This window comes from Campylobacter sp. GTC17093, from assembly GCF_055397635.1.
In genome coordinates this window covers 1148002-1160552 of the sequence record NZ_AP038832.1, presented here as the reverse complement: position 1 = coordinate 1160552, position 12551 = coordinate 1148002, and the positions used below count along the sequence as shown (strand labels likewise).

The following is a 12551-nucleotide window of genomic DNA, read 5'->3' as shown; positions in this document are numbered from 1 at the left end:
TGTAGATACAATTTATGCAGTTTTACTAAGCCTTTATATCAAGCTTTGCTTTTTTCTCATAAGCTTCGATTAGCTCTAAAAGTAGCTTTACATCAACTTTATTTTCTCTCATTAAAAGTTTACTAGCATAAAATAGTCTTGGGTCATTTTCCATATTGTAAGTTTCTTTATTAAAAGTTTTACCTTCTATTGGCTTATATTTATCAAGTATCTCTTTTTCTCGTTCTTTTGCTAGTTTTTCGTTATATTCTCTTATTTCTTTATTTTCTTGTTCTACTTGAGCCTTTCTTGCAGCTGTTGTTTTTTCTCTATCTTCTCTATACAATACTTTTAAACTCTGTTATATCCTCATCGAAATAATTATTTAAAAGATTTTCACCAATACTACTAATAGCTCCACCTAATGGTAGTGAATTAAAAAAATCTTCTAATTCTTGCCTTTGTTGTTCAGTTCCCCAGCCAGCTCTTCTATCCCAAATAGACAATTTCCCATTCTGAGCGACTTTTTCTCTTAGATGATATAGCCAAGTTACTAAACTATTATCAATCAAAAGGTCTGGGTCTTCTTTATTTGCTATATCTATTATATCTATTATATCTATTATATCTATTATATCTATTATATCTATTATATCTATTATATCTATTATATCTATTATATCTATTATATCTATTATATAAAGATTCTCTTGTTCTTGTTTGGTAAATTTTTTATTTAGCAATTCTTCTAGTTAAGCTATAGATTTTTCTTTCCAATCAACTTCATTATCATTAACTTTTATAAATTCCCTAAGAGTATCAAAACCTGATTGGTAAAAATACTTTCTAAATCTAGCTTTATCTTTAGCTATATCTTCTTGTGATTTGGGTTGTTCTTTAATTTCTATGGTTTTTAAATTTTGTTTTGATTTGTTTTCGTTAGTCTGATTTACAGATTGCTCTTTTGCAGAGTTTTCTTTTAAAAATTTGTATTTGTATTATAAAAATTTAAATTTGAGTCAAATCCATTTATGCTATTTATCATTTTAAATCCTTTTAAAGATAAAAGAGATATGCAAATTTGAAATCGTCAAATTTATGAAAAAATTTAGCTTTTGAAATAAAAAAATGAAATTTTATGATGGTGCGGATGAAAGGACTTGAACCTTCACGCCGTGAGGCACCAGATCCTAAGTCTGGCGTGTCTGCCAATTTCACCACATCCGCACAACAAAATGGTACGCCCAAGAGGACTTGAACCTCTGGCCTACGGCTTAGAAGGCCGTTGCTCTATCCAGCTGAGCTATGAGCGCATAAAAATAAGGTGGTACGCTCGAAAGGAGTCGAACCTTCAACCTACAGATCCGAAGTCTGTTGCTCTATCCAGTTGAGCCACGAGCGCCAATGTTGTGGGGTGAATTGTGGGGATCGAACCCACGACCCTCAGGACCACAATCTGATGCTCTACCAACTGAGCTAAACTCACCAAATGGTCGGGGTGAAAGGATTCGAACCTTCGGCCCTCTGGTCCCAAACCAGATGCGCTAACCAGACTGCGCTACACCCCGGTTTGTAAATCATTAAGATTACAAAAACGAAATATTATTTTATCTAAAAACATTTATAAAGTCAAGAAAAAATAGAAATTTTTTAACATTTCTATTTTTATTAGATCCAAAAGAACTATATTTAGATATTAATGTCTAGATAGATAGTTAGTATCATATCTATTGTTTATGAAATCTGGATTACTCATCATAGTTCTATGAAAATCTTTAGTTGTTTTTATGCCTTGTATAACAAGTTCATCTAACGCAACACACATTTTTGCTATTGCCCTATTTCTATCTTTTTCATAAACAACTAATTTTCCTATCATGGAATCATAATATGGCGGAACACTATAACCCTCATAAATATGACTATCCATTCTTACATTTCTACCACCTGGAGCTATATATTTTGTAATTTTACCAGGATTTGGTACAAAGCTTTTAGGATCTTCTGCAGTAATTCTACACTCCATTGCATGTCCACTTAATTTTATCTCATCTTGAGATAAAAGCTTCTCACCTTGGGCTATGCGTATCATCCACTCTATAAGATCAAGCCCGCTTACCATTTCACTAACGCAGTGCTCTACTTGAAGTCTTGTATTCATCTCTATGAAATAAAACTCTTTACTTGCCTGATCATATAAAAACTCAAAAGTTCCAGCGCCTGAGTATCCTATAGCTTTAGTTGCTTTTACTGCTGTTTCGTGAAGTTTTTTTCTAGTTGAATCATCAAGAAGCGATGCCGGACTTTCTTCTATAAGCTTTTGATGACGGCGTTGCATAGAACAGTCTCTTTCTCCTATGTGAACAGCATTTCCATGTTCATCTGCTAGAACTTGAACTTCAATATGTCTTGGATTTGATATGTACTTTTCCATATACATACTTCCATCTCCAAATGCACTTACCGCTTCACTCTCAGCCGCCCAAAAGTTTTTTTCCAAATCTTCTTCTCTTTCAACAACTCGCATACCACGACCGCCACCACCAGCTGCTGCTTTTAATATAACAGGATATCCCATCTCTTTTGCTAATTTTTTAGCGATGTTTATATCTGTTATCTCTCCATCACTGCCTGGTACAACTGGTACGCCAGCTCTTTGCATGACTTGTTTTGCTTTACTTTTATCGCTCATTAATGACATTACTTCAACACCAGGTCCTATAAATTTAACATTGTGTTTTTCGCAAATTTCAACAAAATTTTGATTTTCACTTAAAAAGCCGTAACCCGGAAATATAGCATCAGCTTCGCTTATCTCAGCAGCACTTAAAATAGCTGGTATATTTAGATAACTATCACTACTTCTTGGCGCACCTATACATATACTCGCATCGGCATATTTTACATAAAGAGCATCTTTATCAGCAGTTGAATGAACTACAATAGCTTCTTTTCCCATTTCTTGAATAGTTCTAAGAGCTCTAAGAGCAATTTCTCCACGGTTTGCTATTAATATTCTTTTTATTTCCATTAAAGTTTCTCCACTGTAAATAGTGGCATTCCAAACTCTACTGGTTGACCATCAGCTACTAGTATTTCGTTAATTTTACAATCAAACTCAGCCTCTATCTCATTCATTATCTTCATAGCCTCTATTATACCTATAACATCGCCTTTTCTAACACTTTGACCAGCTTTTATAAAGGGTGCTGCTCCTGGACTTGGGGCTATATAAAATGTACCTACCATTGGAGAATTTATACTATCTTTTGGCGCTTGTTTTTCACAAGATACAGTTGCAACGGGTTGTTGCACAGGCGATAATTGTTGTGATTGCATTATAGCAGCAGGTAATACTTGGGGATGAGTCTCACATTGTGGCATTTTTTCTAACTCTATTTCAAAATCATCTCTTTTTATCTTTACTCTACCTATATTTATAGTATCAAAAAATTTCATTAATTCTTCGATTTCTTCTTTTTTCATTGACTACTCCTATCATTTTGGTTATTGTACCTAAATTTTATATATATTTTAATAAAGAGTTATTATAGCATATATTTTTTATTTAATTTTACTTAAATTTTGATATAATCTTTAAAACAAAAAGGAAAAAAATGGGTTTAAAAAGCGATGAATGGATAAGAGAACAAAGTCTACAATACGATATGATAAAGCCTTTTTGCGAACAAAATGTTGGTGTTGGTGTTGTAAGCTATGGACTTTCAAGCTATGGATATGATATAAGAGTGGCAAGAGAGTTTAAAATTTTTACAAATATCGGTGGGACTGTAGTTGATCCAAAAAATTTTGATGAAAAAAATGTAGTTGATTTCGTTGGCGATATTTGTATAGTTCCACCAAACTCCTTTGCTCTTGCAAGGACAGTTGAGTACTTTAATATGCCAGAAGATGTTTTAGCAATATGCCTTGGCAAAAGTACATATGCAAGATGTGGTATTATAGTAAATGTTACCCCTTTTGAACCAGGCTTTAAAGGACATATAACTATAGAAATATCAAACACAACTCCACTTCCTGCAAAAATTTATGCAAATGAAGGTATTGCGCAAGTTCTATTTTTCCAAGGTGATGAAAAATGTGAAATAAGTTATGCTGATAAAAAAGGAAAATATCAAAATCAAGAAGGCATAACTCTTCCTAGAATATTACAAAAGGAGCAATAGCATGTTTAATGACAAAACGATTCTCATAACAGGCGGTACTGGCACATTTGGAACCAAATTCACACAAATTTTACTAAATGAATATAAGCCTAAAAAAATAATCATTTACTCAAGAGATGAGCAAAAGCATTATGAAATGTCTCAAATTTTTAAAACCCCTTGCATGAGGTATTTCGTTGGCGATGTAAGAGATTTAAGTAGGCTAAAAAGCGCTATGAATGGAGTTGATTTTGCTATACATGCAGCCGCTATGAAACATGTTCCTATAGCTGAGTATAATCCTATGGAATGTATAAAAACAAACATTATGGGCGCTCAAAATGTCATAGATGCTAGTTTAGAGTGTGGAGTTAAAAAGGTTATTGCCCTTTCAACAGATAAAGCATCAAATCCTATAAATTTATATGGTGCAACCAAGCTAGCAAGTGATAAACTTTTTACCGCAGCAAACAATATCGTAGGAAATAAAAAAACGCAATATAGCGTGGTCAGATACGGCAATGTTATAGCTTCAAAAGGTTCAGTTGTACCACTTTTCAAAAAACTTATAGAAAATGGAGCAAAAGAGCTTCCAGTAACTGATGATAAAATGACAAGATTTTGGATAACTCTTGAAGAGGGTGCGAATTTCGTCATTAAAAATTTCTCAAGAATGAAAGGCGGTGAAATTTTTGTTCCTAAAATCCCATCTATGAAGATAGTTGATTTAGCAAAAGCAATGGCTCCAAATTTAAAAATCAAAATTATAGGTATTAGACCAGGCGAAAAAATGCATGAAGCAATGATTTCAAGAGATGACTCTCATCTCGTGCTTGAGTTTGATGATCATTATGTTATACAGCCTTCCATAGATATTTACAGAAAAATAGACTTTAGTATAAACGAGCTAAAAGAAAAAGGCAAAAAAGTAAAAATAGGTTTCGAGTATACATCCGATACAAACGATAAATGGCTTACAAAAGAAGAACTTTTAAAGATAATACAATGATACCTTACAGCAGACAACTAATAGATGAAAACGATATAAAAGCTGTTCTAGAAGCTCTAAAAGACGACATTATAACATGCGGGAGAAGAGTAGATGAGTTTGAAAAAGCGATATGTGATTATACTGGCTCCAAATATGCAGTTGTAATGAACTCCGCAACTTCAGCTTTACATGTCGGATATCTATGTTTAGGACTAGAAAAAAAAGACGAAGTTATAACAACACCTATAACATTTGCAGCTACATCAAATGCAGCTTTAATGTGTGGAGCAGATGTTAAATTTTGTGATATTAAATTTGATGGCAACATAGACGAAAATAAGATAGAAAACCTAATAACCCCGAAAACAAAAGTTATAACTCCTGTGGATTTTGGCGGAAATGCCGTAGAAATGGACAAAATCCTAAATATAGCAAAAAAATATAACTTAAAAGTCATGGACGATGCATCTCATGCTTTTGGTAGTGAAGTAAATGGCAAAAAAGTTGGCTCAAAAGCAGACATAACAATATTTAGCTTCCATGCTATAAAGCCAATTACCACTTTTGAAGGAGGTTGTCTTTGCACAAATGATGAAAATATAGCAAATAAAGCAAGAGTGTACAGAAGTCATGGCATAAGTAAAAAACAAGCTTGGAATAGCGAAATGAACTTGCTTGGCTACAACTATAGACTAAGCGATATTGCTTGTGCTCTTGGGCTTTCTCAGCTTAAAAAGCTTGATAATATGCTAGACACTAGAGAAAATATAGCTAAATTTTATGATGAAAAGTTTAAAAATTGCGAGTATTTTACAACCATAAAAATACCTCAAAATAAAAAATCCACAAGACATCTTTATCCTATTTTGCTAAATAGAAATTTATGGTGCAACAAGCAAGACATCTATGAAGATCTTCATAAAGCTGGCATTGGAGCACAAGTCCATTATAAACCTACATATGAGTTTGATTTCTACAAAAACAAATACGGGCAAATATACCTTAAAAACGCAGATGAGTTTTATAAATCAGAACTTAGCATACCTTGCCATCAAATGATGAGTATGGATGATGCTAAATTTGTAGCTTCAAAGCTTTTGGAAATTTTATCAAAATTTAAAGGTTGCCTTCCTTAAAATAGCTCATAACAGCGAATAAATTGGATTTTATGTCTTAAATTTAAGCTATTTTCTTGTAGAATATTACCCATTTACAAATTTAGTGTTTCAAAAAGGTTTAAGGCAATGAAAAATTTAATCATCGTAGAATCCCCAGCGAAAGCAAGGACGATAAAAAATTTTTTAGGTAAAAATTATGAAGTTATCGCATCTAAAGGGCACATAAGAGACCTACCTAAAACAACCTTTGGTATAAAAATAGATGGAAACACATTTACACCAGAATACAAAGTAAGCAAAGACCACTCTAGTCTTGTTAAAGAAATTAAAGAGTTATCAAAAAAAGCTGACAACATCTACCTCGCAACCGATGAGGATAGAGAAGGTGAGGCAATAGCCTTTCATATAGCAAATGCTATCGGCAAAGACCCGCAAAGCCTACCAAGAATTGTTTTTCATGAGATTACAAAAACCGCTATAAATGAAGCTATAAAAAATCCAAGACATATAGATATGGATAGTGTAAATGCTCAACAAGCTCGTAGACTCCTTGATAGGATAGTTGGATACAAACTAAGCCCACTTTTAAATCAAAAAATTCAAAAAGGTTTAAGTGCAGGCAGAGTTCAAAGTGCCACATTAAAAATAATTGTCGATAAAGAGCGCGAAATAAAAGCTTTCAAACCAGTAACATACTACGAAATACAAACTAAATTTAAAAAAGATTTAGAAGCAGAGCTTGTTAAATTTGAAGATGAAAAGATAGAAAAACTTACTATCCAAAGTGAAGCAAAGTCAAAATACATCGTAAATACTATAAAAGAAGAAAAATTTAGCATAAGTGATATCTCAACCAAAGAAAGAAAAATTTCTCCACAACCACCTTTTATGACATCAACTCTTCAGCAAAGTGCTAGCTCATCACTTGGTTTTAGTCCTAAAAAAACTATGATGGTAGCTCAAAATTTATATGAAGGTGTGCAAACTGACGCTGGATTTCACGGTGTTATAACATATATGAGAACAGACTCATTAAATATAGCAAAAGAAGCCATAGCAATGGCTAGAAAACATATAAAAGAAGTCTATAATGAAAAATACCTGCCTAGCAAAGCAAATGTTTATACTACAAAATCAAAAGGCGCACAAGAAGCTCACGAGGCTATAAGACCTACAAATACAGATTTTACACCAGAAATTGCGGCAAAATATCTAGATAAAGATGCCCTAAAACTATATACACTTATTTATAATAGATTTTTAGCCTCTCAGATGACACCAGCTGTTTTTGAAAATATTGTAGTTACCGTTAGCTCAAATAAGGCCGAGTTTAAATTAAGTGGCAGAAAGCTACTTTTTGATGGATTTTACAAAATTTATGGTGATTTAGATAAAGATAAAATTTTGCCAAATTTAAAGCTAAATGACAATATGACAATCCAAAGTATAAAAAGCGAAGAAAAACAAACAGAGCCACCTGCAAGATATTCTGAGGCTGGAATCGTTAAAAAACTTGAAGCCCTTGGCATTGGCAGACCATCAACTTACGCGCCAACTATTACTCTTTTAACTTCAAGAAATTATGTAAATATAGAAAAAAAACAGCTTGTTCCAACTGAGATTGCTTTTACAATAACAGAGGTTTTAGAAAAACACTTTAATAATATAGTTGACAGCGATTTTACATCTAAAATGGAAACACAACTAGATGCAATTGCAGATGAAAAAAGTGATTGGCAACAAATTTTATCTGATTTTTATTATCCTTTTATGGAAAATATTTCAAAAGGTAAAATAGATATAAAAAGCCAAAAAATAGCCATACCAATAGACGAAAAATGCCCAGAGTGCGGTGGAGAGTTGGTAAAAAGAAAAGGGAGATTTGGTGAATTTATAGCATGTTCAAATTTTCCAAAATGTAAATATTCAAGAAATTTAAAAACACAAGAAAACGTTAAAAAAGAACCAGAAAAAATAGGCGTACCTTGTCCAAAATGCGGTGGAGATATCGTAGCAAGAATATCAAAAAGAGGCAAATTTTTTGGATGCTCCAACTATCCAAAATGTGATTTTGTAAGCAAATATAAGCCTACTAATGAAATTTGTCCTGAATGTGGTAAAGCAAATTTGGCTGTAAAAGAACTAAAAAGCGCTAAATTCGTTTGGTGCTCAGAATGCAAATACAAAAGAGAGATAAATGATTAAAATAGGTATTATCTCTGATTCTCATAAAAGAAGTGACGTTGCCCTAGAAGCTATAAAGATACTTAAAAGAGAAAATGTAGATATATTGATTCACGCAGGAGATATAGTAGAACTTGATACCCTAAAAGATATGAGGAATTCCCATCTGCCATATGTGGCAATTTTTGGTAATAACGATGAAAAATTAAAAAAATATTCAAATGAATTTTGGATATATGAAGAACCTCATAAATTTAAGTTTAAAAACATAACTTTTAATCTCATGCATCATCCAATGTATCTAGCAAAAGATGTTGATGTAAATATTTATGGTCACACACACTATTTTACAGCCTTTAGTACACAAAATATACTTTACATAAATCCTGGTGAAATTTGTGCTAGAAAAAAACCTATTCATGAATTTGTATTGCTTGAATGTGATGATGAAAAACGATTTAAAATATTTAAATTTGAAAAAGCACAAGCATCTACAAACTGGACAAAAAACGAATTTGTATTAGATGAGCATATCAATGTTTGAGTTTAATGTAACCACACTTTTACTTCTTTTAACATTGGCCTTCATAATACTTTCATCACCTTTTTTATCTAAAATATCAAAAATGCCAATAGCCTCAGTTGAAATAATCTTAGGTGCCATTGCAGGATATTTTGGTCTAATTGGTAACAATGACATGCTTAAACTTGTTTCAAATGTAGGTTTTTATTTTTTAATGTTTTTAGCTGGAAGTGAAGTAAATTTAAAAGTCTTTCTAGGTGCTGATAAAAAGCTTCTAAAAAAAGCATTTTTATACCTTCTAATTTTATACATTATATCTATTGGCATAACATTTAGCTTTAATCTAAACATACTTTTTTTAATTATACTTCCTATTATGAGTGTTGGGCTATTATCTACACTTTATAAAGACTATGGAAAAGATCAAATTTGGCTAAATACATCAATGTTAATTGGTTCTTTAGGAGAAATTGTTTCTATTGCACTTCTTACATTTGTAAGCGCTTATTTAGAATTTGGAATGGGAATACAATTATATTTAAGTGTTGGATATTTGATAATATTCTTAGCTCTTTGTATAGCTATTTATAAATTTACAGATGTTCTTTTTTGGTGGTTCCCAAAAATAAAAGTTATTTTAATGCCTAAAGATGATAAACAAGAGCAAGATATCAGACTTTGCATGGCTCTTTTTTTTAGTATAATTTCTGTAATGCTATGGCTAAAGATGGAAATAGCTTTTGGAGCATTCATAGCAGGTATATTTATAGCTACATTTTTTGATCACAAACATGATCTTACAGAGAGATTATCAAGCGTTGGTTATGGATTTTTAGTTCCTGTATTTTTTATACATCTAGGCTCAACATTTAAACTACAATCTCTATTATCTCTAGATATTGTAAAATTTGCCATAATCGTAGTAGTTGCTTTAATGGTGTTACGATTTGTATCGTCTATAGTATTTTTTAAATTTATTGGTTTTAAAAATAGTATTTTAACAGCATTATCTCACTCTATGCCTTTAACATTGCTTGTTGCTACTGCAACAATAGGCTACAAATCAAATTATATAAACTACAATCAATACTCAGGTTTTATACTAGCAAGTTTACTTAGCGCCATAGTATCTCTTAATATTATAAAATTAATAATGCTACATAAAAACAAATAAAAAAATCATAATATTATCTAAATATAAGTTTCGTATATATTTTTTTGATACAATATCAAAAAAATATAAAAAGGAGAAAATATGAGCGGTTCCAATACAGTTACATTAACTGACAATAGAAATGGAAAAAATTATGAGTTTCCTATAATAGATGGAACTCTTGGGCCTTCGGTGATAGATATTTCTACTTTACATAAAGATACTGGAATGTTTACATTTGATAGAGGATATACTTCTACTGCTATGTGTCGTTCTGATATAACCTTCATAGATGGCGAAAAAAGTATCTTAAAGCACAGAGGATACGATATTGGATGGCTCGCAGAAAATAAAATTTTCTTAGATGTAGCTTATTTGCTACTATTTAAAAAATTACCAACTTCTGAAGAACTTGATAATTTTAGACAAGAACTCAAAACTAGATCTTTTATAAATGAAAAAATGATAAAACTTTTTGATGCTTTTCCAGACAAAGCTCATCCTATGGCTGTTTTACAAGCTTGTGTAGCAACGCTTAGCACATATTATTCAAGAGATATGAACTTTGATGATCCAAAAGAATATATGGAGCTTGCGATTAGAATTATAGCAAAAATGCCAACACTTGCCGCATTTTACTATAGGCATTCTATGGGATATCCACTTATTTATCCAGATATGGATCGCGGATTTACTGAGAATTTTTTATACATGATGAGATCTTTTCCTCATTCTTATGTTGACTTAAAACCAATCGAGATAAAAGCGCTTGATACTATTTTAATGCTCCATATAGATCACGAGCAAAATGCATCTACAACAACAGTTAGAACAGTTGGCTCAACCCACTCTCATCCATATTCATGCATAAGCGCAGGAATTGGTGCTCTTTGGGGACATGCACACGGAGGGGCAAACGAAAGTGTTGTTAGGCAACTTGAGATGATAGGAAGTGTTGATAATGTAGATAAGTATATTAAAAAAGCAAAAGATAAAGATGATCCGTTTCGCTTGATGGGCTTTGGTCACAGGGTCTATAAAAATTATGATCCAAGAGCAAAAGTTCTAAAAAAATTAAGAGATGAACTTATAAACGAAATTGGCATTGACTCAAATTTAATAAAAATAGCAAATAGAATAGAAAAAGTAGCTCTCGAAGATGAATACTTTATAAGCAGAAATTTATATCCTAATGTTGATTTTAACTCAGGTCTTATGTTAAAAGCTCTAAAAATTCCAACAAATATGTTTGCTGTAATATTCGTAATTGGTAGAACTCCTGGCTGGATAACACAATGGATGGAATTAAAACAACAAGAAACTATAAAAATTGTTCGCCCAAGACAGCTTTATGTTGGTAAAGAAGAAGGGGAAACAAATTTAGAAAAAAGCGAAGTCGAATATAAAAAACACTAAAAATTTCTAGCCTTTTGGCTAGAAATTTTCTTCATAAACCAAAACATTATTTATAATTACTTTTATATTTTTACCACCATGTGATATAAAACTATACGAATAAGTATCCATTAAAATCCTGGCATCAAACAAATTTAAAAGACCAAGTATTTTTATTTCAAGCCCATCTTTTGATATTGCATATCTATAATCCACGCTATTTGGAAACTTAGAAACATCAAAAATTATTTTATCATTTTTTTCATCATAACCACTTACACTTATGACTATGCTATTTATAATATTTGAATCAAATTCAACACGTTTCCCAAATGCATTTATAAGCTCATTGTCACCATAAACTAAATTTTCTAACTCTATATATTCATCATATATCTCATGAATATTATTATTAGATCCAATTTCTTTATTATCTTCTGGAAAATTTAAATCGTCTAAATTTATGAGTTCATAATTCTTGCTTAAATCATCATCCTTAAAATCATCTTGTATATTTTCTGCAGCTATTTCTTGGTTTGGCAAAACCCCAATATTATTTTCAATAGCTTCATCTTTTAAAATATCTTGTTGAAAAACTTTTTCTACTTCTTTATTTTCTTTAGTTGTGATATTATTTTTTAATTCAGTATTTTCTTCTGTTTTAAAAGATTCTTCTTTAACTTCCTTACTTAAATCTTCATCTATACTGAAAACTAAACTACGTGGTTTTTTGTCTATTATATTTTTTAAACCATGGAGTAAATTTTCTTCTATTTTATGGGTATTTTGCAAACCTTTAATAATCTCATCAAAAGTTTTTATACAATCGCTAAAAATTATTTTTTTTATTTTGGAATTTATAAGATCAGAGCTATCTCGATTTTTTATCAAATCTTTTACAAGATAAAACCCTGGCATATTTTTAGATGGTTTTATCTCATATTCGCTATATTTTCCACTATATTTAGCAGTTATTTCACTATCGTCTATAGTATCTTTACTAGGTCCTTCTTCTATAAAAAATGCTCTTTGCAATTTGTCC

The 12551-nt window shown here is 31.3% G+C and carries 12 protein-coding genes and 5 tRNA genes; 7 read left to right on the top strand and 10 right to left on the bottom strand.

Features of this window, described 5'->3' with window-relative positions; genetic code table 11:
• Positions 1–25: 25 nt before the first annotated feature.
• From ACZ5VL_RS06055 to accB, 9 genes are all read right to left on the bottom strand, one after another.
• The gene (locus ACZ5VL_RS06055; protein WP_464198102.1) at positions 26–325 is read right to left on the bottom strand and encodes a hypothetical protein; all 300 of its coding nucleotides are present in this window, start codon (positions 323–325) and stop codon (positions 26–28) included.
• Positions 318–722, bottom strand: coding sequence for a hypothetical protein (locus ACZ5VL_RS06050; RefSeq protein WP_464198101.1), 405 nt, complete (start codon positions 720–722; stop codon positions 318–320). The genes ACZ5VL_RS06055 and ACZ5VL_RS06050 overlap by 8 nt, the downstream gene beginning before the upstream one ends.
• A gap of 399 nt (positions 723–1121) precedes the next feature.
• A tRNA-Leu gene (locus ACZ5VL_RS06045) sits at positions 1122–1206 on the bottom strand.
• 9 nt (positions 1207–1215) lie between these two features.
• A tRNA-Arg gene (locus ACZ5VL_RS06040) sits at positions 1216–1292 on the bottom strand.
• A gap of 12 nt (positions 1293–1304) precedes the next feature.
• A tRNA-Arg gene (locus ACZ5VL_RS06035) sits at positions 1305–1381 on the bottom strand.
• An 8-nt stretch (positions 1382–1389) separates the two neighbouring features.
• Positions 1390–1465: transfer RNA gene (locus ACZ5VL_RS06030), tRNA-His, on the bottom strand.
• A 4-nt stretch (positions 1466–1469) separates the two neighbouring features.
• A tRNA-Pro gene (locus ACZ5VL_RS06025) sits at positions 1470–1547 on the bottom strand.
• A 128-nt stretch (positions 1548–1675) separates the two neighbouring features.
• Positions 1676–3010 (bottom strand): acetyl-CoA carboxylase biotin carboxylase subunit, encoded by a 1335-nt coding sequence (locus ACZ5VL_RS06020; RefSeq protein ID WP_464198100.1) that lies wholly within the window; start codon positions 3008–3010, stop codon positions 1676–1678.
• The gene (gene accB / locus ACZ5VL_RS06015; protein WP_464198099.1) at positions 3010–3465 is read right to left on the bottom strand and encodes an acetyl-CoA carboxylase biotin carboxyl carrier protein; all 456 of its coding nucleotides are present in this window, start codon (positions 3463–3465) and stop codon (positions 3010–3012) included. Before accB ends, ACZ5VL_RS06020 begins: the two co-directional genes overlap by 1 nt.
• Positions 3466–3596: 131 nt before the next feature.
• On the opposite strand from accB, the gene dcd reads away from it, so the two are divergent.
• The 7 genes from dcd (at position 3597) to ACZ5VL_RS05980 (ending at position 11530) form a co-directional block, all read left to right on the top strand.
• Positions 3597–4166 (top strand): dCTP deaminase, encoded by a 570-nt coding sequence (gene dcd, locus ACZ5VL_RS06010; protein WP_464198098.1) that lies wholly within the window; start codon positions 3597–3599, stop codon positions 4164–4166.
• 1 nt (position 4167) lies between these two features.
• Positions 4168–5154: a UDP-N-acetylglucosamine 4,6-dehydratase (inverting) gene (gene pseB / locus ACZ5VL_RS06005; RefSeq protein ID WP_464198097.1), complete on the top strand. Its 987-nt coding sequence runs from the start codon at positions 4168–4170 to the stop codon at positions 5152–5154.
• Positions 5151–6272 (top strand): UDP-4-amino-4,6-dideoxy-N-acetyl-beta-L-altrosamine transaminase, encoded by a 1122-nt coding sequence (gene pseC, locus ACZ5VL_RS06000; protein WP_464200273.1) that lies wholly within the window; start codon positions 5151–5153, stop codon positions 6270–6272. Before pseB ends, pseC begins: the two co-directional genes overlap by 4 nt.
• Before the next feature lie 108 nt (positions 6273–6380).
• A complete protein-coding gene (gene topA, locus ACZ5VL_RS05995; RefSeq protein WP_464198096.1) occupies positions 6381–8459 on the top strand; it encodes a type I DNA topoisomerase in 2079 nt (692 codons plus the stop codon).
• Positions 8452–8982, top strand: a complete 531-nt coding sequence (locus ACZ5VL_RS05990) for a metallophosphoesterase family protein (RefSeq protein WP_464198095.1) — start codon at positions 8452–8454, stop codon at positions 8980–8982. Before topA ends, ACZ5VL_RS05990 begins: the two co-directional genes overlap by 8 nt.
• Positions 8975–10135, top strand: a complete 1161-nt coding sequence (locus ACZ5VL_RS05985; protein WP_464198094.1) for a cation:proton antiporter — start codon at positions 8975–8977, stop codon at positions 10133–10135. Before ACZ5VL_RS05990 ends, ACZ5VL_RS05985 begins: the two co-directional genes overlap by 8 nt.
• Before the next feature lie 81 nt (positions 10136–10216).
• The gene (locus ACZ5VL_RS05980; protein ID WP_464198093.1) at positions 10217–11530 is read left to right on the top strand and encodes a citrate synthase; all 1314 of its coding nucleotides are present in this window, start codon (positions 10217–10219) and stop codon (positions 11528–11530) included.
• An 18-nt stretch (positions 11531–11548) separates the two neighbouring features.
• Here the strand turns inward: ACZ5VL_RS05980 and ACZ5VL_RS05975 are convergent, their stop codons facing one another.
• Positions 11549–12544: a DUF5416 family protein gene (locus tag ACZ5VL_RS05975; protein ID WP_464198092.1), complete on the bottom strand. Its 996-nt coding sequence runs from the start codon at positions 12542–12544 to the stop codon at positions 11549–11551.
• Between the last annotated feature and the right edge of the window lie 7 nt (positions 12545–12551).

What these genes read in the sequence shown, in the direction of transcription:
- ACZ5VL_RS06020 (WP_464198100.1), bottom strand. Translation starts at nt 3,010, where the DNA reads ATGGAAATAAAAAGAATATTAATAGCAAACCGTGGAGAAATTGCTCTT.
- accB (WP_464198099.1), bottom strand. Translation starts at nt 3,465, where the DNA reads ATGAAAAAAGAAGAAATCGAAGAATTAATGAAATTTTTTGATACTATA.
- dcd (WP_464198098.1), top strand. Translation starts at nt 3,597, where the DNA reads ATGGGTTTAAAAAGCGATGAATGGATAAGAGAACAAAGTCTACAATAC.
- pseB (WP_464198097.1), top strand. Translation starts at nt 4,168, where the DNA reads ATGTTTAATGACAAAACGATTCTCATAACAGGCGGTACTGGCACATTT.
- pseC (WP_464200273.1), top strand. Translation starts at nt 5,151, where the DNA reads ATGATACCTTACAGCAGACAACTAATAGATGAAAACGATATAAAAGCT.
- topA (WP_464198096.1), top strand. Translation starts at nt 6,381, where the DNA reads ATGAAAAATTTAATCATCGTAGAATCCCCAGCGAAAGCAAGGACGATA.
- ACZ5VL_RS05990 (WP_464198095.1), top strand. Translation starts at nt 8,452, where the DNA reads ATGATTAAAATAGGTATTATCTCTGATTCTCATAAAAGAAGTGACGTT.
- ACZ5VL_RS05985 (WP_464198094.1), top strand. Translation starts at nt 8,975, where the DNA reads ATGTTTGAGTTTAATGTAACCACACTTTTACTTCTTTTAACATTGGCC.
- ACZ5VL_RS05980 (WP_464198093.1), top strand. Translation starts at nt 10,217, where the DNA reads ATGAGCGGTTCCAATACAGTTACATTAACTGACAATAGAAATGGAAAA.